This is a genomic window from Streptomyces sp. NPDC048643 (genome assembly GCF_040650615.1).
Classification (GTDB): Bacteria; Actinomycetota; Actinomycetes; order Streptomycetales; family Streptomycetaceae; genus Streptomyces.
On sequence record NZ_JBEZHO010000002.1, the window covers coordinates 164,403 to 188,756 of the forward strand.

Genomic DNA, 24,354 nt, shown 5'->3' on the forward strand with positions numbered 1-24,354 from the left:
TGGCCACCAGAGCCGCGAGACGCCTGCCCCGGGACATGAGCCTGACGTCCGCCGCCACCCTGGCCACCCTGGACCGGACCGGCCCGCGGCGCATCACCGATCTGGCCGCCGTCGAGGGCGTCACCCAGCCCGCGATGACCGCCCTGGTCCGGGTGATGGAGGAGTCCGGCCTGGTCGAGCGGCGGGGCGACGCGTCCGACAAGCGGGTCACGCTGGTGTGCCTGACCGAAGCCGGCGCCTCCTATGTCCGGACGCGGCGCCAGGCGGGCGTCGACGCGTTCGAGCCGTTGATCGGCGAGCTCACCGGCGACGAGGTCGAGGCGCTGGTGGCGGCCCTTCCCGCGCTGAAGCATCTGGCAGAGCTCGAAAGCCAGGACCGCGAAGGGCCGAAGCGGTGACCGGGCAGCCGGTCGACGGGATCGAGGTGAAGGCGTTCCCGGTTGCGCGCTCCGAGGGGCGGCTGCTGGTCCCCGCCCTGATGTTCATCGCTCTGGTCGTGGCGGCGGTCGCCAGCCTCGGGACGCCGCTCATCACCAGCGTGGCGACCTCGTTCCACGTCTCGCTCGGCAGCGCGCAGTGGACGCTGACCGTCGCGCTGCTCAGCGGCGCCGTCGCCACGCCGGTCCTGGGCCGGCTCGGAGCCGGCCCGCACCGGCGGACCACGATCCTCGCCACGCTGGCGGTCGTCGTCGCCGGCAGCGCGCTCACCGTGCTGCCGCTGCCGTTCGCGTGGCTGCTGGTCGGCAGGGCGGCCCAGGGCGTCGGGCTCGGGCTGACGGCGCTCATGATGGGCGTGGCCCGGGACCACCTCCCCGAGGAGCGCAGCGCGGCCGTGATCGCCCTGATCTCGGTGGTCTCGATCATCGGGGCCGGCGTCGGCTACCCGCTGGCCGCACTGCTCGCCGAGCTCGGCGGGGTACGGGCCGCCTACGGCCTCGGCCTGGTCGTCACCGCCGCCGCCCTCCTGACCGCGTGGCGCTCCATGCCCGCCGCCCCCGAAGGACGCTCCGCCCACGTGGACGTGGCAGGCGCGGTCGTCCTGGCCGCCGCGCTGGTCCTGGTGCTGTTCCTCGCCGGCGAACGGAATCTATGGAGCCGGCACCTCGCCGTGGCGGCGGGCCTCGCCGTCGGCGCGGTGGTGCTGCTCTGCGTCTGGGCCGTCATCGAGCTGCGCAGCACGACGCCCCTGGTCGATGTGCGGGCGGTGCGGCACCCGGCGGTCGCCGGGGCGAACCTCGCCATGTTCGTCGGCGGGATCGGCATGTACCTCCTGCTCACGCTCATCACCCGGTACGCGCAGACGCCGCACGGCGCCGGCTACGGCTTCGGGCTGACGACCTTCGTGGCCGGGCTGGTCCTCATCCCGTTCTCGGTGCTGGGGTTCGTCGCCGGCAAGCTCACGCCGCGGGTCCGCACCCGGATCGCCGACCCCCTGCTCCTGGCCGGCAGCGCCGTCGTGGTCGGCGGCGGGTTCGCCCTGTTCGCGGCGGCCCGGTCGGACCTGGCCGAACTGTTCGCGGCGATGGGCGTGCTCGGCGTCGGCGTCGGCGGCTTCTCGGCCGCGATGCCCGGCGTCATCCTGGCCGTCACCGCCAAGAGCGAGACGTCGAGCGCCATGAGCTTCAACTACGTCGTCCGCAGCGTCGGGTACTCCCTGGGCAGCGCCATCGGCGGCCTGATCCTCGCCGCGGGCACCGGTCCCGGCCACCTCTTCCCCGACGACAGCGCCTACACCACCGCGGCGCTGGTCGGCATCGGTGCCATGGCGATCACGACGCTGACCAGCCTCGCTCTCGCCGGCCGACGCTCGTCCGCGACCAACCCGTAAGTCGGATGCACTCATCCCAACACTGGAGGTTCCATGCCCAAGGGCTACTGGGTCAGCGCCTACGGCACCATTTCGGACCCTGAGAAGCTGGCTGCCTACAACAAGCTGGCCGCTCCGGCCGTCAAGGCCGGGGGCGGTCGGGTCCTCGCCCGTGGCGGTCGGGTCGTGGCGCACGACGCCGGGATCGCCGAGCGCACCGTCCTGATCGAGTTCGACAGCTTCGAGCAGGCCGTCGCGGCGCGCGAGAGTGCGGCCTACCAGGAGGCGCTGGTCGCCCTCTCCGACGGCGTCGAGCGCGACTTCCGCATCATCGAAGGCATCGACTGACCGAGGTCCGGTCGGATCCTCACTGAAGATCGGGGCTCGTGCGGAGTTCGGTGAGGATGCACCAGGTCTTCAGGTGTGGGTGTGGGGGTGGGTGCTCAGGCGTCGGGGTCGACTTCGGGGTGCGTGAACCGCACGGGCTTGCCCAGCGATCGGGCGTAGGCGATCTCGGCTCGGGTGCTGTCTCCGATGTAGTCGCCGACCACGAGCGCCTCGTCAGCGAGCCGGATCTTCGCTCGGTGCAGATCGTCGAGTCGAGCCTTCAGCGTCTCGGCCTCGACAGGATCGGACAGGAGTTCGTGCGGCGACTTCATGTCGCAACCCGGCTTGACGACGATCTTTCCGGCTTTGGTCTCCCGCACATCGGCCTCGGTCATCTCGGTCATGAAACGGGTGGAGCCGCAGATCACGACGACAGGCGGGAGGCTCAGCCGCTTCTTCGCGTCGGCGAGTTCCTCCTCGGGGGTGAGCGATCGCGGGTATGACACTGGTTCCTCCTGGTGGGGTGGTTCAAGGGGTGCCTGCGGAGACAAGAAGGAAACGACTCGGCCACACTGACCGACTTGTCGGCCCCAACTGCCTTCCGTCTGGCGCGACATGGTCGATCCGACTCGCCTTCGGCCGGTCAGCGCAGGGGGAAGTGGCAGGCGATCTGGCGGCCCGTCGTGTCCTTGTTCAGCGCGGGGCGTTCGGTGCGGCACTTGTCCTGTGCGAGCGGACACCGCGGGTGGAAGCTGCAGCCGGCCGGGAGGTCGATCGGGTTGGGGACGTCACCGGACAGGACGATCCGCTCCCGGGCGGGCTCCGCCCGCGGGGTTCCGTCGTCGATCTGCGGCACCGCCGACAGCAGTGCGTGGGTGTAGGGGTGCGCCGGTGAGGTGTACACCTCCTCGGCCGGGCCCAGCTCGACGATGCGGCCCAGGTACATCACGGCGATCCGGTCCGAGACGTGCCGGACGACGCCGAGGTCGTGGGCGACGAAGACGTACGTCAGTCCCAGTTCTTCCTGGAGATCGGCGAACAGGTTGAGCACCTGCGCCTGGATGGACACGTCGAGGGCCGAGACCGGCTCGTCGGCGACGATCAGCCGGGGCTCCAGCGCCAGGGAGCGCGCGATGCCGACGCGTTGGCGCATGCCGCCGGAGAACTCGTGCGGGTAGCGCTCGGCGTGATCGGCGGTCAGGCCGACCTTGTCGAGGATGTCGGCCACCTTGGACCGGATCTCCGCGCGCGTGCCGCGGCGGTGGACCAGCAGCGGTTCGGCCACGATGTCACCGACCGTGCGCCGCGGGTTCAGGGAGGTGTACGGGTCCTGGAACACCATCTGCAGGCCGGGGCGGACCGGACGCAGTCGGCGCCTGGACATCCGGGTGATGTCCTGTCCCTCGAACTCGATCCGGCCCGAGGTGACCTCACCGAGCCTGACCAGGCAGCGGCCCAGCGTCGACTTGCCGCAGCCCGACTCGCCGACCACGCCGAGGGTCTCGCCCTGGTGGACCTCCAGCGAGACGCCGTCCACCGCGTGGACGACGGGGCCGCGGCGGCCGGTCACCCCGCCGCGGACGGGAAAGTTCTTGACGACGTCGGTCGCCTTCAGCAGTACGTCGCCGGTCATGCCGGGACCTCCGTGGCGGTGAGCCAGCAGGCGGACAGGTGTCCGTCGCCGGTGAGGGGTGGCTGCGCGGTGCAGGCGTCGTGGCGTTCGGCACAGCGGGGGGCGAAGGCGCAGCCGGCGGTGCGCTCGGAGGAGGCGATGGGGGCGCCGGCAATCGTGGGCAGCCGGTGCAGCCGCTCACCGCCGGTCCGGGGCACCGAGCTGAGCAGGCCGCGGGTGTAGGGGTGGCTGGGTGTGTGGAAGACCTCCTGGCGGGTGCCCGTCTCGACGGCGCGGCCGCCGTACATGACGAGCACGCGCTCGGCGATCTCGGAGACCACGCCCATGTCATGGGTGATCATCACGATGGACGATCCGTGGGTGTCGCGCAGGCGGAGCATCAGGTCGAGGATCTGGGCCTGGGTGGTGACGTCGAGGGCGGTGGTGGGTTCGTCGGCGATGAGCAGGGCCGGGTCGCAGGCGAGGGCCATGGCGATGACGGCGCGTTGGCGCATGCCGCCGGAGAACTCGTGCGGGTAGGCGTCGACGCGGCGGGCCGGGTCGGGGATGCCGACCTCGGTGAGGAGTTCCACGGCACGGGCGCGGGCGGCCTGTCTGCTGACCTGTTCGTGGGCGCGGATCTGTTCGGCGATGTGCCAGCCGACGGTGTAGACGGGCGTGAGTGAGGTCATCGGGTCCTGGAAGATCATGGCGATCTCCCGTCCGCGCAGGGTGCGCAGTTCCCGGTCGGGCATGCCGATGAGTTCGCGGCCCCGGAAGCGGGCGCTGCCGGTGACGGTCGCGCCCTTGTCGCGGATCAGGCCGAGCAGTGCCATGGACGACACGCTCTTGCCGGAGCCCGATTCTCCGACGATGCCGAGGACCTGGCCGGGCATGACGGTGAAGGACAGGCCGTCGACGGCGGTGACGGGACCGGAGCGGCCGCGGAAGGAGACCTTGAGGTCGGTCACTTCGAGCAGGGGTTCAGGCATGACGCACCCTCGGGTCGAGCCGGGCGTAGAAGAGGTCGACGACGGCGTTGGCCAGGACGACGAAGAACGCGGCGTACATGACGGTGCCCATGATCACGGGCAGGTCCAGGTTCTGCAGTGCGCCGTAGGTGAGATGACCGACGCCGGGGATACCGAAGACGACTTCGGTGAGCAGTCCGGCGCCTCCGACGAGAGCCCCGAAGTCGAGGCCGAACAGGGACACGATGGGGATGAGTGAGCAGCGCAGGGCGTGCCGGATGAGGATCCGGCGTTCGGAGATGCCCTTGGCTCGGGCGGTGCGGACGTAGTCCTCGCGCAGCGCGCCGATCAGTTCGCCGCGCAGCATCCGGGCGTAGATGCCGGCGTAGAGGACGGCGAGGCACAGCCAGGGGAAGATCAGGTGCAGGAACCACTGCCAGGCGTTCTCGGTGAGGGGGACGTAGCCGAGGGGTGGCACCCAGTGGAAGACGGTCTCGTGCATCCGGGACTGGGTGAAGAGGTTGATGACCTCGCCGAGCCAGTAGACGGGCATCGAGACACCGAGCACGCCGAACAGCATGATCAGCGGGTCGGCGGCCTTGCCACGCCAGGCGGCCGCCACGGTGCCCATGGCGATGCCGACCACCATCCAGATGACGGCGGCACCGACGACGAGCGAGAACGTGGCCGGCAGGGCGTCGGTGATCTGCGGGATGACTCGGCTGCCGCGGTTGACGAACGAGGTGAGGTCCCCGTCCACGAACAGGTGGCTCATCATCTTCACGTACTGGGTGGTGAGGGGCGCGTCGAACCCGAAGGACCGCCGCACCTGTTCCAGGGTGGCGGGGTCGGCGTTCTTGCCCGCGATGCGGGCCGCGGGGTCGACTCCGGGGGTGGCGAAGAAGATGAGGAAGACCAGGACGCTGATGGCCCACAGGACGAACAGGGCGGCGCCGATCCGGCGGAGAGCGTAACCGAGCATCAGACGCCTCCTCGGAGTCGGGCGTTGGGATCGAGGGCGTCGCGTACGCCGTCGCCGAAGACGTTGAGGGCCACGGCCGTGAGCGCGATGAGCAGCCCCGGGGCCACGGTGACCGCGGGGCGGGTGTAGAGGAGACCGAGGCCGTCGTTGATGATCGTTCCCCAACTGGCGTCGGGCGACTGCACACCCACGGAGAGGAACGACAGCGCGGATTCGGTGAGCATGTTGAGTGCCGTCATCATCGGCAGGAACACGATGATCGTGGGCAGCACGTTGGGCAGTACCTCACGCCGCATGATGCGCCGGTCGGTCGCGCCGGACCCGATCGCCGCATGGATGTACTCCCGCTCGCGCAGGGCCATGACCTGGCCGCGCAGGGGACGGGCGACATAGGGCACGTAGATCACGGCGATGATCAGGATCGGCGTGAGCAGGCTGCCGGCGTCCAGGTGCAGGGGGCCGATGTCGAGGCCGCTGGTCATCAGCACGACCGAGAGGCAGATCGCCAGCAGGTAGACGGGGAAGGCCCATACGACGTCGAAGAGGCGGGCGAGCACCGCGTCGGCCCAGCCGCCGAAGTAGCCGGCGACGATGCCGAGGACGGCTGCGATCAGGCAGCACACGAATGCCGAGGCCAGGCCTATGTAGAGGCTGTTGCGTCCGCCGTACAGGAGCCGGGCCGTCACGTCGCGGCCCTGGTTGTCCGCGCCGAGGAGGTAGTGCCGGGGGTCCCAGGTCGGGCCGAGGGGGGTGACACCGAGGCCGAGGCCGTCGCTGCTCTGTTGGAGCAGGTCGGTGGTGCGGCCGTCGATGACGGTGGTACCCGCGACGTTCGAGGTGAACGGGTCGACGTGCGCGATGTGGGAGGCGTAGAGGGGGGCGGCGAGGCAGGCGAGCACGATGATCGCGAACGCCGCGGCCGAGATCATCGCGGGTCTGTTGAGGATCAGCTGGCGGCCCGCGGTGCGCCAGGGTCCGTTCTTCGAGGAGGTCATTTCACCCAGAGCTGGTCGATGAGCATGAAGAACTGCTTGTGGAACTGGTAGTTGCCGACGCGCTGCGCCAGGAAGTCGACCTGGCGCGGGGCGAACAGGGGGACGAGCGGGGCCTGGCTCATGGCCTGCCGGTCGGCCTGTCCCCACAGGCGGGCCGCCGCTTCGGGGTCGCTCTGGTCGAGGTGCATCGCCCGTCGCATGGTGGCGTCGAGCTGCTTGTCGCAGTAGCCGCCGATGTTGATGCTGGAGTCGCTGCCCTTGTGGAAGGAGGCGCAGGACAGGAGCACGTTGAGGAAGTCGGACGCGGCGGGATAGTCCTGATACCACTGCGTCACGCTGATCTGCACGTTGTTGTTGGTGTTCTGGATGTAGCTGAACTGGATGTTCGCCGAGAGCACCTTGAGGGCGGCCTGGTAGCCGATCTGCTGCAGGACACTGCGGACGTACTCGCCCATGGCCTTGCTGGTGTCGTCGTCGGCGACGACCACGGCGACCTTCTGGCCGGCGGTGCCCGACTCCTTCACCAGACGCTTGGCCTTGGCCAGGTCGTTGCTCTTCCAGGTGGTCCCGGCCGGCTTGGTGAAGTCGCAGAAGTCCGTGTGTCCCGGGAAGCCTTCGGGCAGGACGGTGCAGGCGGGGCGGCCGAGCGCGTTGCCACCGAAGAGCCGCGTGGTCGCGGAACGGTCGATGGCCCAGTTGACGGCCTGGCGCGCCTTGAGGTTGTCGAACGGGGCGATGTTGACGTTGAGCGGCAGGTACCAGAACGCGTTCAGCGAGTTGACGTGCACCTGGTTGACGAAGCGTGTGCCCAGTTCGTTGAGGCGGTCGGCGGGCGGCGGGTCCCACACGACGTCGGCGGAGCCGTTCTCGACGGCGGTCACGGCGCCCTCGACCGTGGTCCCGTACTTGTAGACGATCCGGTCGGGGTAGCCCTGCGGCTGCGCGGCGTGCGACCACTCCTTGAAACGCGGGTTGCGTTCCATCAGGAGTTGTTTGTTGGGGTCGTACGAGGAGATCACGTACGGGCCCGTGCCCGGGACGGGTTTGTTGCCCTGGTCCTTGGCCGGGGTGTCCGCCGGCAGGATCACGGCGTGCGGCACGGCCAGTTTCATGGGGAACTCGGAGTCGGCCCGGGTCAGCCGGATGACGATGTCCCGGCCGTGCGCGGTGACCCCGGGCAGGGTGCACGTGGCCGGTTCGGCCAGGCACGCGCCGGCCCCGACGATGTTCTGGTAGAACGTGCCGGCGGTGGGACCGGAGGCCCGGAAGATGCGCCGGAACGAGGCCACGACGTCCGCGGGCGTCACCTCCGCACCGGTGGAGAACCGCACGCCGCGGCGGATCGTGAAGGTGTACGTCCGGCCGGAGTCGGTGACCTTCGGCATCGCCTGGGCGATGTCGGGCACCAACTCGGTCGACTTCTCGCCTCCGACCTGGCGGAAGGCGAGCAGTCCGTCGTAGACGGTGTGCAGCATCTGCCAGGGCTGGTTGTCGTAGCTGATGTGCGGATCGACCGTGCCGGCGGCGGACTTGGACAGGATCGTGAGCGTTCCGCCGGCGTGCTGCGACTGGAACGTGGTGGGCGGCGGGCTCTGTGCTGTCTGCCCCGGTACGGGATAGCCCCCGGAGGAGCACCCCGTCAGGACGAGCGTCAGCAGCGCGACGACGACGGCGAAGGGTCGGCGCAACGGAATCGAAACTCCTTTCGGAGACATCGCCGAGCCTGAAGGGGCGATGAACGTGAGCAGATTCTGAATGGTCGAAAGGTTCGACCACAAGACCTTTCTTTTTCCGGCGCTCCTCAGTACGGTGTTCGACGCATCCATCTACGAGGAGCCAGCCCTGACCAGCGAACCTGTATCGGCCCTCAGTCCCGTACGACTGAGGACCGTCGCCGAGGAAGTCGCCGACCGCCTTACCACCGCCATCGCCGTCGGGGAGTTCCTGCCCGGCCAAGGACTGCCCGCCGAACGTGAGATGGCGCAGATGCTCGACGTGAGCCGGGGCGCGGTACGAGAGGCGCTCAGCCGACTCGACGCGCTCGGCGTCGTCGAGATCCGCCGCGGCCGGCTGGGCGGCGCCTTCGTCCGGGAGAGCTGGGCGGAGGGGTCCGCCGAGGCCGTGCGGCGCACGTTGCTCCCCCGGTGGGAGGAAATGGAGCAACTCTTCGACCTGTGCGGTCTCGTCGAGGGGACCGTGGCACGTGCGGCCGCCGAGCGCCGCACCGAAGCCGACCTGGCCGCCCTGCACAAGGCGTTCGCGGCCTACCGCGACGCCGAGTCGGCAACCGAGGAACAGAGCGCCGACCACGCCTTCCACACCGCGCTCCGGCACGCGGCCGGGAACCCACGACTCGCCGCACTCTGCCTGGACCTCAGTACGGACGCCGCGCTGGGCTTCCCTCACTACCCCTGGGGTGCCGCCGACGACGACTCCAGCGCACACGCCCTGCGCGAGCACGAGGCCATCCTGGCCGCCGTCGAAGCCGGCGACGCCGAAAGGGCGGGGAACATCGCCCGCGAGCACTTCACCATCACCGCAGAAATCATCCGCCAGGCCCTCGACCGCGGCCTGAACTCCTAGAACCCGAGGCACGCAGCACGTGGACGTCTCCCTCTCCAGCCTGCCCACGACCGAGATCGGCGCCGACGCCGACGCCGTCGTCATCCCGGTCCACACCGACGCACCGGCTCCCGGCTGGGCGGCCGAGGCTCTCGCAGCCGCCCGCTTCACCGGCGAGCCGGACACCGAACTGCTGGTGCCCGGCCTGCTCGACCGGCCGGTGCTCTTCATGGGCCTCGGCCGGTCGGCAGAGGCCGACGCGAACTCACTGCGCCGAGCCGCCGCCCGGGCCGTGCGCCGCCTGGCCGACTTCCCCGCCGTCGCCCTGGGCCTGGCCGAGGGCCACCCCCAGGGCGACGAAGCGGCCGCCGCCGTCGCCGAGGGCGCCGTGCTCGGCGCCTACCGCTACGACGGGCTTCGTCCGTCGAAGCCGGCCGTGCAGTCCGTGACCGTCGTCGGCCCCGCCGAGGCCAAGGACGCGATACGGGCCGCCGTGATCACCGCCGAGTGCGTCAACTGGGCCCGCGACCTGGGCAACACCCCGGCGGGCCGGCTCACCCCGGCGGTACTCGCCGAGGAGGCCACCAGCGCCGCCGCCGAACACGGCCTGAAGGTCCGCGTCCTGACCAAGAAGGACCTGCGCGCGGGAGGTTACGGCGGCATCCTCGGCGTCGGCGGCGGCAGTGACAACCCACCGCGCCTGATCGAGGTCCGGTACGCCGGCACCAACGGCCGGACCGTCGGACTCGTCGGCAAGGGCATCACCTTCGACGCCGGCGGCCTCGGCATCAAGAGCGGCCACGGCATGGCCGACATGCGCTCCGACATGTGCGGCGGCGCCGCCATGCTCGCCACCGCCGTAGCCGCGGCCCGACTCGGCCTGCCCACGGGGGTGGTGGCTGTCGTCCCCGCCGCCGAGAACATGCCGAGCGGCTCCGCTTACAAGCCCGGCGACGTGCTGGAGCACCGCAACGGCAAGACCAGCGAGATCACCGACACCGACGCCGAAGGCCGGGTGGTCCTCGCCGACGCCCTCGCCCACACCGTGGAGCTCGGCCCCGATCTCGTCATCGACGCCGCCACGCTGACCTACGCCGTCATGCACGCCCTCGGCGACGAGATCACCGGCGTCCTCGGCAACGACCGCGAACTGGTCGCCGGGCTCGTCGCGACCGGCGAGGAGTGCGGCGAACCGGCATGGGAACTGCCGCTGTACCGGGGCTACGCCCGCAACATCGCCTCGCCGGTCGCGACCGTCAGGAACGACGGCGGCACCGAACACGCCGACGCCATCCACGCCGCGCTGTTCCTGGAGGAGTTCACGGGCGACGTGCCCTGGGCCCACCTCGACATCGCGGGCACGGCGTTCCACACCAAGCCCGGCGATCTGCACCCGGCAGGCGCCACCGGCACCGGCATCCGCACCCTCGTGCGGTATCTCTCCCGTCTCTGACCCCGGCGCGAGGCCGTGTTCGGCGGCGCCTGGTATCGCCGAACAGGCCATGCCGCCGCGCACAGTCCCCTGCCCTGGTGCACGGCGACCGCGCCGGCTCCTACGCCGACGGGGTGCGCACGACGCGCCTGGACCCTCTACCGCCGGGACACCCGCCCACGCATGGTTGCCACGGGTACGCCGTCGGGGCGGTTCGCGAGCAGGGCCGCGAATGTGGTCCGCACAGCGGAGGGCTGCCGTGGCCATGGCATTCCTGGTCATACCGGCGACATGCGGGGCCAGCAGGGCGTTCGGCAGGCCGAAGAGCGGAGAGGCGAAGGCGGCGTGCTCATGCTCGAAGGTGTCGACAGCGGCTGCCACGAGCGGATGTTCGGGGTCGCGCAGCGCATCGGCCAGCGCCCGCTCGTCGACGATCCCGCCCCGGGCGGTGTTCAGCAGGATCGACCCGGGGCGCATCAGCGCCAGCTCCGCCCGGCCGATCAGCCCTCGGGTCTGCGCAGTGAGCGGCAGGTGCAGGGAGACCACGTCACTGGTGGCCAGTAGTGGGGTGAGGGACCGGGCCCGGCGCATCGACGCCTCGACCGGGCGCCGCGAGAAGCCCTGGACTTCCATTCCCAGGGCGGTGGCCCGCTCGGCCAGTGCCAGGCCGATCCGACCCAGTCCCACGATGCCCAGGGTCAGCTCCGACAGTTCCACCGTCGGTGCGGCCGGTGCGCGCCAATAGCCGCGGTGCGCGGTCTCGTTGTGCGCCCGGAGATCTCGGGTCAGGGAGAGCAACTGGGCCAGGGTGAACTCGGCGACCGCGATCGCGTTGGACCCCGGGGTATGGGTGACGGTCACCCCGTGACGGGTAGCGGCGGCCAACTCGACGTGATCGGTGCCCGCCCCGGCCCGGCCGACCACACGGAGCCGGTTGGCCGGCGCGGCGTCGGTCGCCCCCGCGAGGAACGCGGCGCGCAGCGGCACACCGGCACGGGACTTGACCGCGTGATAGCCGAGTCCGTCCCGGACGGTCTCGGCGAGCAGCGCGGACTGGTCGAAGGCGTCGAAGTCGGTGATGTCCACCCGGCCGGCCCAGGCGGCCCGCGCGCCGGCCTGATCGGCTACGCGCCGAAGATCCAGCGTGACGGCCGGCCCGTGGCCGAGCAGACGCTCCAGCTCCCGACCGAGCAACTCTCCAGGAGCCGCGTCCAGCACCAGGACTCGGGCCCGCTCCACGTGGTCCCCCCCTTCCCCGCATGGACCGTACTGCGGTCGATGGACTGGTCACCGAGAGACCCCGCGCCCAGCCCGATCCCGCACTACTGGCGGAGCTCCCTGGGCAGAGGAGCGTCTGTCCCGCTGAGCTGCCGAATCTGTCTCAGCGGGTAGGGAGTCTGCCTGCTCTGGTGCTGAAACCGGCGGCTGAAATCGGACATCACAACGGCGATGGGCGCGTTACGGGCAAGGATTGCCGCCGTCGCGTCCGGGATTCCTTCAGGGCGCCGGCCCTCGGCGTAGGCGCGGACCAGGGCGTAGCGGCCCTCCTGGTCCTGCTTCGCGTATCCGTGCAGAGCGGTGACGAGCCAGTTGACCAGGTACGTGGCTGTGTAGGAGCGGTCGTAGGTCTGGTGCCGGCCGCAGAATTCGATCTCCTCCGGCGACAGGTCGAAGTCGGACGAGACGGCGAGGCCGTAGTCGGCGAAGTAGAGACGCCGGCCATCGGTCAGGATGTTCTCGAAGTGGGCGTCAAAGTGCAGGAGACCCCGGCTCCGCATGAACGACGCGCCGGCCTCCAGTTCCCTCTCCACCATGGTGGAGGCCCGGTCGGTGGCCTCGTCTCCTGCTTCGACCTGGTCGCCTAGCCACTGGTGCAGGTTCTGCGGGATGTACTCCAGGAACAGTGCGACGCTCGCCGAGGATTGCTGGAGGGCGTGAATCCGGCGGCGCACCTGGGGTGCGTCACCCCAGTAGGCGACGGCCCGTTCGACGTCTGCCAGTTCTTCGGGCAGCGGCGTGGAGCCCGGCAGCACCTGCCAGTGGTACATCAGGGGAAAGCCCTCATGTTCCGCTGTGAGCACCCAGTTCGTCGTCAAGGTGTGCACGGCGAGCTCGCGCCAGGCTCCTGAGCCGGGCGAACCGATGGTGCCGACGCCGTAGTGACAGAAGGCCGGCAGATCGAACAGGTTCGCGGTGGACCGGGCGTGCTCAGGTTGCCTCTCCAAGTCGGTGAGGGGTACCCGCTTCACGAAGACCGGGGTGCCGGCGACTTCCACCAGGGCGCACGTCCCGCCGATGCCGGCCCCGATCGGCAGCGCCGTGTCCAGGAACTGCCGCAGGGCGTGATCACTGTGCGAGGACAGGGACTCGGACACCGCCTTGTAGGCGGCCAGACGCGCGTCGCGCGACATGTCAGGGCACTTCACTGTTGCCTCTCCGGTTGCCAGGTGACCCGCACGGCGCTGTCCTCGTCGACCTGACCCACTCGTAGGTCCGGACGGCGTGCCGCCCGTTTGCACGCGCCGCAAGCCCGGCCTTCCGCCTCCAAGCATCCTGACCAGCCGTGGCCTGCCCCGCGAACGTCTCTTTCCCCTGCCCCAGAGCGTTGGATGACCGATCCTCCGTTTCAGGCGCGCCATCCGGGAAACCCGACATATGCGCCATCAGGCGCATATAAGGAGGTTCCTCCAGATGTCAACAGGGACACTTCTGGCGATCATCATCCCCATCGTGGTGGTTATTGCACTGGCCGTCGTGGTGGTCTCGATCTACACGCGGCGTCGAAGGCTGCGGCAGCGCTTCGGTCCCGAGTACGAACGGACCGTGGAGGGCGCAGAGACACGAGCGGAGGGTGAGCGCGAGCTCAAGGCCCGCGAGAAGCGGCATGCATCGCTGGACATCAAGCCGTTGGACAGTCGGCTCAAAGAGCACTACACGCAGAGCTGGACCAGCGTGCAGGAAGACTTCGTGGACCACCCGGAGGACGCGGTGCACGACGCGGACCGTCTGGTGACGTCCCTCATGCAGGAGCGCGGCTACCCGACGCAGGACTACGAGCAGCAGCTCAAGGACCTCTCGGTCGAACACGGCCGCACACTGGAGCACTACCGCGCCGCGCACGAGGTCGACGAGCTCAGCACGCAGCACCAGGCCACCACCGAGCAGCTACGAGGAGCCATGGTGCACTACCGGGCGCTCTTCGACGAGCTGATCTCTGACGGTGGCCGGCCCCGGCACGCCCGCGCCTGAACGGCCCAGCGGGAACCTGCGCCGTGAATCCGCGACGAGGGTGATTCCCAGGATCGGAGAAGAGATGGAACACCAGAACACACCGGATGCCGCGAGGGAGAGCGGACTGTCCACCGACGATCTGGCGCAGCCCCGCGAAGACAGGGGTAACGCGCCGGGGCCGTCGCCGGATGCTCCGGCCTTTCCCGGCGAGGCGACAGCGACACCGGACCATGCCGCCGGCCGTGACGCCACCGGGCCCGATGCGCGGACGCGCACCTCCTCCGACGCGGCCGACGCGCAGGGCGGACCGAACGATTCCGATGTCCGGGACGGATCGACGGGACGAGACGCCGAGGCCGCTGCCACGCAGCCCCGTTCAGCGGATCGCGGAGATGTGCAGGACGACGAGTCTCCGCAGCTCCTCAGCCCGCAGGACGAGGAAACCTTCCGAGGCCGTTGGCAAGAGGTGCAGAGCAAGTTCGTCGACGATCCTCGCGACGCCGTACACGGAGCGGACGCCCTGGTCGCGGACGTGATGCAACGACTGGCAGCGACCTTCGCCGACCAGAAACAAGAACTCGAAGGCCAGTGGAACAGAGGAGAGCAGGCCGACACCGAGGATCTGCGGCTGGCCCTGCGCCACTACCGTTCCTTCTTCAACCGACTGCTGGTCACCTGACCGACGGACCGGACGCGGGGACCCTCGCGAGTAGCTGCCGTTCCTGTCAGTTACCGGGTTCGACCTCGGCGGGACGCCAGGTGCCGCGCGTTCGGCGTAGATTGCCGCCCCTCACGGCGCTTCCGGCTGTCCCTGGCTAATTGACGACGCGCCCTGACGTGCCCTGACGTGCCCTCACCCTGATGAACGTGTTGCCGAGCGGCGGCCGTGATCCGGGGGCACTTGGGCTCGGATGCCGAAACGTCAGGAGACGGGGACCGACTGAGTCCGTTGTGCGGCATTCGACGTCGATCCAGGTGTGGGCGGGATCCCGGGTTCTCTCTCCGGACGCTACGAGCCGGGGGCCCCGCTTCGTTCGCGGCTTCGACTGACCGCTCCCGTGATGACCTTGACGGCGAGGCCGAGGATGACGAGATCAGCGATCATCTGCCCGGTGACCACGAGGCGGGCCGCCTCACTCTTGGCCGTCAGGTCGCCGAACCCGACCGTCGCGAAGACCGTGACGGCGAAGTACAGGCCATCGGTGTGCGTCAGGGGAACGCCGAAGCTGCCCTCCGACATCTTGGCCATGACGACGTAGGCGCCGGCGAACAGCAGCAAGAAGAACGGAACGCTGATCGTCAGGGCCTCCACAGCCCGCAGGCCCGGAAACTGCGACCGCAGGACCGAACGAACCTGGAGCGCCACCAGCGCGACGAACACCACCAGCCCGACGACCAGCACCGTGACAGCAGCGCCGGCCGAAGAGCGGTCCAGAGGCAGCAGAAAGTACACGGTCACCATCACGGCGACGGATCCCACCATGCGCAGAAGGGTCTGTACCACCCTGCGGCGCGTGGGCCTGGATCCCCGCCGGGCGAGCTGCCCACGGCCGGCCCCGTCGGTCACTTGCCGGCGTCCGCGACAGCGGAGCGGACCCAGTCGTGAGCACTGCCGGGATCCAGAGATGCGAGGAACTCGGTGAGCGGGCCGTCCCAGCTGTACGTCGCACGGTCGGCCGCTTCTGCGGCGACCGCCTGCCGGGTCCGGGTGTCCGTGCCGCGAATCAGCGTGACGACGGCATGGGAGCCGGCTTCCGCGAGGATTCTGTGGGCCTGGTGCTCACCGGAGCCGACATGGCCCTCGCGCACTCCTGCGGCATGGACCCCGACCTTCGCCCCCTTCAGAGTGGAGAACAGGCCCATGAAACCGACCGCCCACGAGAAGCAGACGCGCAGCAGAGCACTCACGAAACCGTTGGCCGTCAGCACATGCGACTGAGTCAGCCGCAATGAGCCATCCGCGTTCCCTCGGATCACCACAGCGGCCGTCTCGCCCCTGCGTGCCTTCCTGCGAAAGCCCCGGCCCAGCGACGCCAGCATGTACTCGGCACGCTGCCGGCTGCCGAAGCTGGCGAGGACGACCCACTCCTGCCCTGGGTCTGCGGTCTCCGACGCCATGAGGGAGCACCCTTCGTTGCCGAGTGACAAGCCGAGCGAGCCCGACAGGACTCACCGAACCATCCCAACTATTCCATTCATGTCGAATAGGGCCCCTTTTTGCCGTGCCCCTTACAAGGGCATCGTCCAGCCGGGCGCCCTCAGCCCCCGGGCCCCGTTGACCGCTGCCGCAACCGGCGGCGAGGTCTGCACGACGCCATGGACGCCTGGAGCGGCGCGCTTCACGGGCTCCTCTCGACCGCGATCACATCAGGCGCCCCCCCTCGTGGGCGCGCCTTCTCGGTCAGGGCCTCTGTCCGCGCGATCCCCTGCACACTGGCGGACATGCCTGTCTCGCTGCATCACATCGCCATCGACGCCCATGACCTGCCCGCCCTCGCCCGGTTCTGGGCCGAGGTTCTGGGGTGGCGGATCCTGTCCGAGCGGGAGCGGGAGGTCGTGATCGGACCGGACGAGACCGCGCCCGTGGGCATCTGCTTCATGCCGACGTCGGATCGCAAGGTCCTGAAGAACCGTCTGCATCTGGACCTCACGTCCGCCGCGGAGGACCGGGACACCGAGATCGAGCGCATCCTCGCACTCGGCGCCCGCAGGGCGGACGTCGGCCAGCGGGGCAACGAGTCATGGACCGTACTGGCCGACCCGGAGGGGAACGAGTTCTGCATAGTCCGTCCGAAGGAGACCCTCATCGGCTAGAGCTCCAGCCGTGGACCTTGCCGGCGACGGCTGAGCACCCCCGTCATCGCGCTCCGGGGCCTGGTGCGGGTGCTGGGTACGGCCTACCGGTGATCATCTACAACTGGACGGCCACGAACGCGAGAAGCGCATGCCCGGAAGCGAACAAGCGCGCAGTTGTTCGCGCGAACAGGTGATCGTGGCCCCAGAAATTGCGTGAGCCCTGCACGAACAACGATGCTTACCGTGCGCAAGCGACGTGCTGCAGAACGTAGTTGACGCGTGCCCGGCTCATGTCCCATACAGGGCCGGGGTGTTGGTCCCACACACATGCACCATCGCAAGGAGAACGTCCCACCATGAACCTGCTCACCGACATCCTCGCCGGCCTGGTCCACTTCGTCGGCTGGCTGGTGTAAGTCCTCCCACACCAGCGCGGCGCCGCCCCTCCCGGTCCCACGGGTGGGCGGCGCCGTTCGTTGTCCGCGCCCCTGTCGGCCGCGGACAACGCGTCGAGCCGCAGGGGCACTTCCTCATCGCTCGTGGGACGTCGTCCCGCGTGGCTCCAACCCGCCTGCCCCGTATCCGTATTAACACCGTCATTGCGTGTTTCGTCTACCATCCTGCGAGCGGGGTCGCACCAGTCCGTGGTGCATGACCATCGCCCTGAGACGGGGGTCGACCGGTGGCGGCAGTGGATGTGGTGCGGGAGTCGGCGCAGGCCGGCCGGGTGGTGTTCTTCGAGGAGTCGGCGCGGGACGGAGCGCAGGCCAAGACGCTGATGAGCGCCGACTTCCGGGTGCGGCTGGCCCGGGAGCAGGGGGCGGTCTTCGGAGCGGACGGCCCTCGGCACGTGGTGTTCGCGGCAGGCTTCCCCTCGGTGTGTGCGCAGGAGTTCGAGGCGACGCGTCAAGTCGCCCTGGAAGCAGAGGGTTCGGTGAGTCCGTCGGCGATCTGCCGGGGCACCGTGTCGGACGTGCGCCTGGCCCTCAGCGCGGTCCGGGGTGTGGCACACGCGCGGGTGATGGTCATCGTGGCGGCGTCGGAGGCGACCGCACGCGCCCTGGTGCACGGCGATGCCCGGGAGGCCCTGGCCGGTGGCCTGGACGTGGTCAAAGCCGCCGTAGAGCTGGCTGACGGAATCGCGGTGGACGTGTGCCTGGTGGACGCACCGCGCGCTGACCACGCTCTGGTGGCCGAGTACGCGGGGTCGATGACGGCCCAGGGCGCGGGGACGATCGTGCTGGCCGACACGGTCGGTGATCTGCTGCCCCGTCAGACCCGGTCGCTCTTCGGGCAGGTGGCGGCCGCGGCGGGGCCGGAGACGGTTCTGGTCTCGCACCTGCACAACGACCTGGGCCTGGGCCTGGCCAACACCCTCGCCGCGCTGGAGAGCGGAGCCAGAGTGGCGGCGTGCTCCTGGCTGGGCATGGCCGAGCGCAGTGGAATGGCGGCCACCGAGCAGTTGCTCTTCCTGCTCGCCCATGATCCGGCGAAGGCCGCGCAGGTCCTCGGCCCGGAGTGCGAGCCGTGGTGGACGGCGCCGGACCTGACCCGGCTGCCCGGCATCGCGCGGATGGTGTCCGCCGAGACCGGCGTCCCGCTCACCGTCACCACGCCGATCGTGGGCACCGGGGTCGCCACCATCTCCACCGGCACCCCCTTCACGCACCCCAGAACGTTTCAGCCCTACGACCCTGAGCAGCACCTGGGCCTTGCCCCGACCGTGGTGCTGACCCACCTCGCCAGCCGGCGCGTCCTGCGCGCCGTCGCCGAACGTCTCGGGCACCAGCTCACGCCGGCCCAGACGCGCACCGCCCTGGCCTGGGTCAAGGACCGCGCCTACCGGCAGGGCCGGGCCGTCGTCGCCGACGTGGACTTCGCGGCCTACCTCGACGGACTCACCGCCGACACCACCGCGCCCGCGCCCGCCTCCTGAACGGACTCCCGATGCCCTCCACCGCCCTGCCCGACACCAGCACCGCCGCCGACGCCCTGGCCGCCGGACGGGCCGCGATCCTGCCCAACCCCAGCCCGCTGACCTACGTCGTCGCCGCCACCGATCCCCAGGCCGTCAACAACGCCAAGGGCCGGCCCGCCGGCCAGGAAGTCGCCCTGTGGGTCCACGCCGACACCACCTGGGCGGACCTTTTCCCGGCACTCGACCTGACCCCAGCCGGCCTCGGCACGGCACTCGACCTGCTGCGCACCGAACGCGTCACCCTGCTGGTGCCCGTCCACAAGGACGCCACCCCACCGGCCTGGGCCCTACCCGCCCTGCGCGACCGCCACCTGCTCCTCTTCGGCGCCCGCTGGCGGCCCCTGGCCCCCCTGCTGGCACGCTTCCCCCGCCTGTACGTCAGCAGCGCCAATCGCACCGGACAGGCCCCCGCCCCCACCGCCGCCCTGGCCGCGGCGATGTTCGGCCCCGACATCCCTGTCACCGACGCCGACCGCCTGCGCGACACCGACGCCCCCCACCACGCCACCACCATGCTGCGCATCGCGCCCGACGGCACGTTGGCCCACGTCCGCCACGGCGCCCAGGACCGGGCCCACGGAGCGGACCCCGCCCTGTACCTGGACCACCTGCGCACGGCGGGAATCGGGCCACGGTCCGCCGCGAGCACTACGGAACGATCACCTGCCACCTGCGAAGAGTGAGCCCGGGAGAAGCCATCGGCGGACTCGTCGGCCCCGGCAGGAGTGGGAGGGTGATCGACTCGGCGCTCGGAGCGGCGCACGTCCTCGCACGCCGGCGCGGGTGGAAGGTTGGTACATGACCTTTCGACCGCGGCTGGAAGCGCAGCGTTCCTGGCGGCCGGGGCACGCACCCGCGCTGGTCGTGATCCCCGTGGGGCTGATCGTCGCGGTCTGTCTGGTGGATGCGCTGATTCCCGAGCACATCCACCTCGGTCCGCTGCTGGTGGCAGCTCCCGCGATCACGGTGGCGTTCGCCGGGGCCCGTGCGACGGCACTCATGGGAGGCCTCGCGGTGGCCGCCCAGGCGCTGATCGGCGCGATCAGAGGCGATCTGACCAGCGCCAACATTCAGTCCCAGATCGCCGCCCTGATCGTCGTCTCCGTCGTGTGCGTCTTCATCTGCGTGGTGCGCGACCGGAGCGAGCGGCAGCTGGAGCAGGTGCGGTCGGTGGCGGGGGTCGCCCAGGGTGTGCTGTTGCAGCCGCTCCCCACACGCGCCGGCCCGCTACGGATCGCGGGGATGTACATTCCCGCCGCGGAAGAGGCCGACCTGGGCGGCGACTTGTACGCCGCCGCTCGAACCGCCCACAGCAGTACCCGGCTCCTCATCGGCGACGTCCGCGGCAACGGCCTGGCCGCGATCAACAACTCCGCCCTGCTGCTCGGCGCCTTCCGCGCAGCCGCCCATCGGCAAGCCACGCTCCCTCACCTGGCCGTCCACCTGGACGCCGCGTTCCGCTGGGACGTCGACCAGTGGCGATCACACGAAGACCCCGACATCAACGAGGACTTCGCCACCGCCACGCTGCTCGACATCCCCGACCACGAACCCGTTGTCCACGTCATCACCTGCGGCCATCCACCCCCACTCGTCCTTCGCGGCGGACGCCTCACCCCACTCACCACCGAGGCGAGCCACCTCCCGATCGGATTCGGTGGGGCCTTCGGCGTCACCTCCTACCAGGTCCAGACGTTCTCCTTCGAGGTCGGCGACCTCCTGCTGCTCTACACGGACGGTGTCATCGAAGCCCGCGACACCGACGGACTCTTCTACCCCTTCGCCGAACGAGCACCGCAGTGGACCGGGGACGACCCGGACCAGTTGCTGCGTCATCTTCGAGACGATCTGCGGACCCACGTTCACGGGCACCTCAATGACGACGCGGCCGTCGTCGCGATCCGCCGTACGCCAGGCTGATCGGCGCTCCACGCGGGCCGAACGCGGTAACGCTCCGGCAGGGCCGGCTCTGAGGGTGCCGTTCCGTCGAGACGCCTTCAGGTGCTCAACTCCATGAGCCGGGGTACCCAGCCACCATGGCGAAATTCAGTCGTACCGGGGGAAAAGACCACAGGAACGGTGACGAGACGCCGAGCCCCGAGGAGGCGGGCCCTGGTCCCGAGGTGGAGGAGCGGGCTCCGGATACACCGACGGACCTGCCAAGACAGGCATGGGGCAAGGTCCTCTCCGGAAGCCTGCGGGAGTTCAAGAAGGACGAGCTGACCGATCGGGCCGCGGCCCTGACCTACTACGGGGTGCTCGCACTCTTCCCCGCCCTGCTGGCCCTGGTCTCCCTGCTGGGCATCACCGGGAGATCGACCACGGACAAGGTCCTGGACAATCTCAAGCAGCTCGCACCGGGTCCGGCCCGCGACATCCTCACCCGCGCCGTGGAACAGCTGCAGGGCAACGCCGGCATCGGATCCATCGTCGCCGTCGTCGGCCTCGTCGTGGCCGTCTGGTCCGCCTCCGGCTACGTCGCGGCGTTCATGCGTGCCGCCAACGCCGTCTACGACATGCCGGAGGGCCGCCCCATCTGGAAGATCCTGCCCGTCCGGGTCGGGGTCACCGTCGTCCTGATGGTACTGGCCGTCGCCAGTTCGCTGATCGTGGTCTTCACCGGTGGTCTGGCCCGCCAGGCCGGTACGGCGTTGGGTGTCGGGGACAGCGCGGTGACGGTGTGGTCGATCGCCAAATGGCCCGTCTTGGTCGTCCTGGTCACCATCATGATCGCGATCCTGTACTGGGCGTGCCCGAACGCGAAGGTGAAGGGCTTCAAGTGGATCACACCGGGCAGCTTCCTCGCCCTGGTCATCTGGATGATCGCCTCCGCCGGCTTCGCCTTCTACGTCGCGAACTTCGCCTCGTACAACAAGACCTACGGCACCATGGCCGGCGTCGTCGTCTTCCTCGTCTGGCTCTGGATCAGCAACCTGGCGATCCTCCTGGGCCTGGAGTTCGACGCCGAAGCCGTCCGCCAGCGCGCCGTCGCCGGGGGCCATCCGCCGGAGGCCGAGCCCTACACCCAGCCCCGCGACACCCGGAAGTGGGACGAGGACGACCTACGCCGCATGGAGAGGAACGACGACTGACCGGCACCGACCACCAGGTGCGTCCGGGAGGGTGCGGTCGGGAACCACCTTCCCCACCGACGTAGCCGCCGGAATCCTGATCGGCATCGCGAGCGCCTGGCTCACCCGGCGTGTTCCGCCCCTGCTGCGGCAAGGGCTATGGCGCCCTCTCAGCGCCCCACAGCTCCGGAGCACGGCTGCTCGTTTCTCTTCTGAACCGCACGGTTCGGGGTACTCGCTCCCTCACCAGAGCACGGGACCGACGGGGCGGCCCGGCCGACAGGAACAGAACATTGCAGGAGGTGATCGCATGTCGAGTACCCAACCGCACCATCCGAGTCCGGGCCCTCACCAGGACGACGTGGGGCACGCCCCGGTGGGCGAGCTGGTCCAGCGGGCCTCGCAGCAGCTGACCGAGCTGGTGCGTGGCGAGATGAAGCTGGCGCAGGCGGAGATGAAGGAGAAGGGCAAGCGCTACGGCAAGAGCGGTGGCCTGTTCGGTGGCGCCTCGCTGGCCGGTTTCCTGATGCTCCAGGCACTGGTCGCGACCGTGATCGCGGCCCTCGCCCTCGCGCTGCCGCTCTGGGCGGCGGCCCTCGTCGTCACCGCCGTCCTCGGCGTGATCGCCGCGGTTCTCGCCCTCAGCGGCAAGAAGCAGGCCGCCCAGGCATCCCCGCCCACCCCTGAAAGCACGATCGAGAACGTCAAGGCCGACGTGGCTGAGATCAAGAGGAGCGCACACCGATGACTCACCTGCCCGCCGACCAGCACAGCACGCCCACGCCTGCCGAACTCCGCGAACAGATCGAGCACACCCGCCACGAACTCGGCGTCCGGGATCTCGCGCAGGCGACCGACGTCAAGGCCCGCGTCCAGCACAGGGCCGGTCGGCTGAAGGAGCAGGCAGCCGTCACCGCCGGCGAGCTGAGGGCGCGGGCGGCGAAGGCCAACTCCCGGGTCCAGGACAGGCTGCCCGTCCCGGTCAAGGAGAAGGCCGTGCAGGCAGCCGGACAGGCGCGGGCCGTCGCAGCCCGGGCCGGGCGGATGTGGGAAGAGAAGGCACCCGCATCCCTGCAGCAAACGACGGCGCGGTCTGCGCGGTTGGCGCGCGACAACCGCACCGTGTTGGTGACGGCCGTCGCCGGCGTCACCGTGCTGTGGCTGGTCAGTCACGGCAGGAAGGGCTGACCCGGAAGAGAGCCGTCGAGCGGCCCAGGGCCCGCACCCGACGAGGATTCGGGCCCTTGGCCGCTTCTGTTCCGGAGGTACGGCCACTCGGACCCAGTGGCGCCCCCTCCCTGTCACGCGGGGCCATTGACGGCCCCCTGTGACGCACAGAGATCTGCACACGTGTGGAGGGTGACGTTTTACTGCCTTTTGTACGGATACTCGGTCTCTGATGCCTGGCATCCGCGCGGGCAGGGCTCTCAGCCTGCCGCGTGCGCTCGCGACCGCCCGTTCGGACGGCCGGTACAGCCCAGGGGTGCCACCCGGCAGCAAGTGAGGACGCGAGGCCCCCGCCATGACCAAGTCGAATCATGAGCCGCAGAAGTCCAAGGGGGAACGGGAGATGCGTTGGGGACCGTCCGTGAACGACGAGTCACAGCAGCCGAATCCCAGCGCCCACCGCTCCTTCCACGCCGACAAGTACGCTCCCCCGTCCGACGGGCCCCGCCGCACGCCGACGATGGAAGAGAAGGAAGCGGCGGGCGTCGGCACGAGCTCCGACAGCCTGACAACGAGCGCCGAGGATCAGAAGGGGAAATCCCGCGGCATGCACGACACGGGCCCCCGCGGAAAGTCACGTCGCCCCAGCGGCGAGAAGGACGCCTCCGCCTACACAGGCGTCCATCCTGATGACGCGCCGTCCGGGGACGGAAGCCGCTGACGAGCCTGCCCAAGCGGCCGCCCGGAGTCCGGGAGGCATGGGGAGCAGCTGACACCGCGATGGGACGGAATCGTCATGACGGGTACGTGTTCTTCATGAACTCACCCATCTCCACCATCTCCGGAGAATCCAGAAGCCCCTCCAGCCCGTCCGCGCCGTCGACGGCGTGGCTGACAGCGTTGGGCCGTATCGAGAGCTCGACCGTGGCGGACCCGGCCATCCGGGCCCTTCAGCGAGGAATCCGCTCACTTCCTCTGGGCGACGTACGCGATCTCCTGCGCGGCAGGCCGCTGGGGCACCCTGTGCATCCCGTCCTGGTGCAGGTACCGATCGGTTGCTGGCTGTCGGCCGCCGTGCTCGACGTCGTACCGAAGCCTGCCGTCCGGAGCGCGCCCACCATCCTCACGGCCGTCGGCCTGGCCGGCATCGCCCCCGCCGCCCTTACCGGCTGGACCGACTGGGCCGATCTGCCGCCCGAGCAGGCCCGGGTCGGGCTGGCCCACGCGGTCACGAACGTGGCGGCGGTGGCCTTCTTCACCGGATCGCTGGCCGCACGGCTCCGCGGCCGCTCCGCGAAGGGAAAGCTGTGGTCCCTGGCCGGCCTGACAGCGGTCGCGGTCAGTGGCGCCTTGGGCGGGCACGTGGCCTACCGGAGGGCCATCGGCGGGGCCTAGCGAAACGCGGTGGCTCCGGGCGCTCCGC

Annotated in this window: 25 protein-coding genes and 1 pseudogene; 16 read left to right on the forward strand and 10 right to left on the reverse strand. The window is 70.0% G+C overall.

All coding sequences use genetic code 11. The annotated features are described in order from the left end of the window. The first annotated feature begins 35 nt into the window (after nucleotides 1-35). The 3 genes from AB0C62_RS02630 to AB0C62_RS02640 are packed head-to-tail and all read left to right on the forward strand — an operon-like array spanning nucleotide 36 to nucleotide 2,155. On the forward strand, nucleotides 36-398 hold the full coding sequence (locus AB0C62_RS02630) for a MarR family transcriptional regulator (protein WP_362969464.1): 363 nt from the start codon (nucleotides 36-38) through the stop codon (nucleotides 396-398). Then, nucleotides 395-1,828, forward strand: coding sequence for an MFS transporter (locus tag AB0C62_RS02635; RefSeq protein WP_362969258.1), 1,434 nt, complete (start codon nucleotides 395-397; stop codon nucleotides 1,826-1,828). The genes AB0C62_RS02630 and AB0C62_RS02635 overlap by 4 nt, the downstream gene beginning before the upstream one ends. A 33-nt stretch (nucleotides 1,829-1,861) precedes the next feature. Then, complete coding sequence (locus AB0C62_RS02640; protein WP_362969259.1) at nucleotides 1,862-2,155, forward strand: DUF1330 domain-containing protein; 294 nt, start codon at nucleotides 1,862-1,864, stop codon at nucleotides 2,153-2,155. A 95-nt stretch (nucleotides 2,156-2,250) separates the two neighbouring features. Here the strand turns inward: AB0C62_RS02640 and AB0C62_RS02645 are convergent, their stop codons facing one another. The 6 genes from AB0C62_RS02645 to AB0C62_RS02670 all read right to left on the reverse strand — a co-directional run bounded on the left by AB0C62_RS02645 (nucleotide 2,251) and on the right by AB0C62_RS02670 (nucleotide 8,382). Next, nucleotides 2,251-2,640 (reverse strand): hypothetical protein, encoded by a 390-nt coding sequence (locus tag AB0C62_RS02645; RefSeq protein WP_362969260.1) that lies wholly within the window; start codon nucleotides 2,638-2,640, stop codon nucleotides 2,251-2,253. A gap of 137 nt (nucleotides 2,641-2,777) precedes the next feature. Beyond that, nucleotides 2,778-3,767: a dipeptide ABC transporter ATP-binding protein gene (locus AB0C62_RS02650; RefSeq protein ID WP_362969261.1), complete on the reverse strand. Its 990-nt coding sequence runs from the start codon at nucleotides 3,765-3,767 to the stop codon at nucleotides 2,778-2,780. Further along, a complete protein-coding gene (locus AB0C62_RS02655; protein WP_362969262.1) occupies nucleotides 3,764-4,738 on the reverse strand; it encodes an ABC transporter ATP-binding protein in 975 nt (324 codons plus the stop codon). Before AB0C62_RS02655 ends, AB0C62_RS02650 begins: the two co-directional genes overlap by 4 nt. Further along, nucleotides 4,731-5,699, reverse strand: coding sequence for an ABC transporter permease (locus AB0C62_RS02660; RefSeq protein WP_362969263.1), 969 nt, complete (start codon nucleotides 5,697-5,699; stop codon nucleotides 4,731-4,733). The genes AB0C62_RS02655 and AB0C62_RS02660 overlap by 8 nt, the downstream gene beginning before the upstream one ends. After that, a complete protein-coding gene (locus AB0C62_RS02665; protein ID WP_362969264.1) occupies nucleotides 5,699-6,694 on the reverse strand; it encodes an ABC transporter permease in 996 nt (331 codons plus the stop codon). Before AB0C62_RS02665 ends, AB0C62_RS02660 begins: the two co-directional genes overlap by 1 nt. Continuing rightward, nucleotides 6,691-8,382 (reverse strand): ABC transporter substrate-binding protein, encoded by a 1,692-nt coding sequence (locus AB0C62_RS02670; protein WP_362969265.1) that lies wholly within the window; start codon nucleotides 8,380-8,382, stop codon nucleotides 6,691-6,693. Before AB0C62_RS02670 ends, AB0C62_RS02665 begins: the two co-directional genes overlap by 4 nt. Nucleotides 8,383-8,503: 121 nt before the next feature. Between AB0C62_RS02670 and AB0C62_RS02675 the strand changes: the two genes are divergently transcribed. Further along, entirely contained in the window at nucleotides 8,504-9,277 is a 774-nt protein-coding gene (locus AB0C62_RS02675) for a FadR/GntR family transcriptional regulator (RefSeq protein WP_362969266.1), read from the forward strand. Nucleotides 9,278-9,296: 19 nt separating this feature from the next. Further along, entirely contained in the window at nucleotides 9,297-10,709 is a 1,413-nt protein-coding gene (locus AB0C62_RS02680) for a leucyl aminopeptidase (RefSeq protein ID WP_362969267.1), read from the forward strand. A 267-nt stretch (nucleotides 10,710-10,976) separates the two neighbouring features. Here AB0C62_RS02680 and AB0C62_RS02685 read toward each other — a convergent pair. Together AB0C62_RS02685 and AB0C62_RS02690 are read right to left on the reverse strand one after the other, a co-directional pair. Further along, nucleotides 10,977-11,927 (reverse strand): annotated as a pseudogene (locus AB0C62_RS02685) (NAD(P)-dependent oxidoreductase); the annotation flags it as partial. Between the two features lie 83 nt (nucleotides 11,928-12,010). After that, a complete protein-coding gene (locus tag AB0C62_RS02690) occupies nucleotides 12,011-13,099 on the reverse strand; it encodes a phosphotransferase (protein WP_362969268.1) in 1,089 nt (362 codons plus the stop codon). A gap of 280 nt (nucleotides 13,100-13,379) precedes the next feature. On the opposite strand from AB0C62_RS02690, the gene AB0C62_RS02695 reads away from it, so the two are divergent. Beyond that, entirely contained in the window at nucleotides 13,380-13,937 is a 558-nt protein-coding gene (locus tag AB0C62_RS02695; RefSeq protein ID WP_362969269.1) for a hypothetical protein, read from the forward strand. A 64-nt stretch (nucleotides 13,938-14,001) separates the two neighbouring features. Beyond that, on the forward strand, nucleotides 14,002-14,598 hold the full coding sequence (locus tag AB0C62_RS02700; protein ID WP_362969270.1) for a hypothetical protein: 597 nt from the start codon (nucleotides 14,002-14,004) through the stop codon (nucleotides 14,596-14,598). A gap of 330 nt (nucleotides 14,599-14,928) precedes the next feature. Here the strand turns inward: AB0C62_RS02700 and AB0C62_RS02705 are convergent, their stop codons facing one another. Together AB0C62_RS02705 and AB0C62_RS02710 are read right to left on the reverse strand one after the other, a co-directional pair. After that, entirely contained in the window at nucleotides 14,929-15,486 is a 558-nt protein-coding gene (locus tag AB0C62_RS02705) for a potassium channel family protein (RefSeq protein WP_362969271.1), read from the reverse strand. Continuing rightward, nucleotides 15,483-16,037 carry a hypothetical protein gene (locus AB0C62_RS02710; protein ID WP_362969272.1) on the reverse strand — a complete coding sequence of 185 codons (555 nt, stop codon included), beginning with the start codon at nucleotides 16,035-16,037 and terminating at the stop codon, nucleotides 15,483-15,485. The genes AB0C62_RS02705 and AB0C62_RS02710 overlap by 4 nt, the downstream gene beginning before the upstream one ends. Before the next feature lie 324 nt (nucleotides 16,038-16,361). Here AB0C62_RS02710 and AB0C62_RS02715 point away from each other — a divergent pair, with 324 nt between their 5' ends. From AB0C62_RS02715 to AB0C62_RS02755, 9 genes are all read left to right on the forward strand, one after another. Next, on the forward strand, nucleotides 16,362-16,733 hold the full coding sequence (locus tag AB0C62_RS02715; RefSeq protein WP_362969273.1) for a VOC family protein: 372 nt from the start codon (nucleotides 16,362-16,364) through the stop codon (nucleotides 16,731-16,733). Nucleotides 16,734-17,397: 664 nt separating this feature from the next. Continuing rightward, the gene (locus AB0C62_RS02720) at nucleotides 17,398-18,651 is read left to right on the forward strand and encodes a 2-isopropylmalate synthase (protein ID WP_362969274.1); all 1,254 of its coding nucleotides are present in this window, start codon (nucleotides 17,398-17,400) and stop codon (nucleotides 18,649-18,651) included. 11 nt (nucleotides 18,652-18,662) lie between these two features. After that, a complete protein-coding gene (locus AB0C62_RS02725; protein ID WP_362969275.1) occupies nucleotides 18,663-19,376 on the forward strand; it encodes a hypothetical protein in 714 nt (237 codons plus the stop codon). 115 nt (nucleotides 19,377-19,491) lie between these two features. Then, entirely contained in the window at nucleotides 19,492-20,613 is a 1,122-nt protein-coding gene (locus AB0C62_RS02730) for a PP2C family protein-serine/threonine phosphatase (RefSeq protein WP_362969276.1), read from the forward strand. Between the two features lie 116 nt (nucleotides 20,614-20,729). Beyond that, nucleotides 20,730-21,785: a YihY/virulence factor BrkB family protein gene (locus tag AB0C62_RS02735; RefSeq protein ID WP_362969277.1), complete on the forward strand. Its 1,056-nt coding sequence runs from the start codon at nucleotides 20,730-20,732 to the stop codon at nucleotides 21,783-21,785. 355 nt (nucleotides 21,786-22,140) lie between these two features. Next, nucleotides 22,141-22,512: a phage holin family protein gene (locus AB0C62_RS02740; protein ID WP_362969465.1), complete on the forward strand. Its 372-nt coding sequence runs from the start codon at nucleotides 22,141-22,143 to the stop codon at nucleotides 22,510-22,512. Then, a complete protein-coding gene (locus tag AB0C62_RS02745) occupies nucleotides 22,509-22,952 on the forward strand; it encodes a DUF3618 domain-containing protein (RefSeq protein WP_362969278.1) in 444 nt (147 codons plus the stop codon). The genes AB0C62_RS02740 and AB0C62_RS02745 overlap by 4 nt, the downstream gene beginning before the upstream one ends. Before the next feature lie 334 nt (nucleotides 22,953-23,286). Further along, on the forward strand, nucleotides 23,287-23,652 hold the full coding sequence (locus AB0C62_RS02750) for a hypothetical protein (protein ID WP_362969279.1): 366 nt from the start codon (nucleotides 23,287-23,289) through the stop codon (nucleotides 23,650-23,652). 95 nt (nucleotides 23,653-23,747) lie between these two features. After that, complete coding sequence (locus AB0C62_RS02755) at nucleotides 23,748-24,326, forward strand: DUF2231 domain-containing protein (protein ID WP_362969280.1); 579 nt, start codon at nucleotides 23,748-23,750, stop codon at nucleotides 24,324-24,326. Nucleotides 24,327-24,354 lie beyond the last annotated feature (28 nt).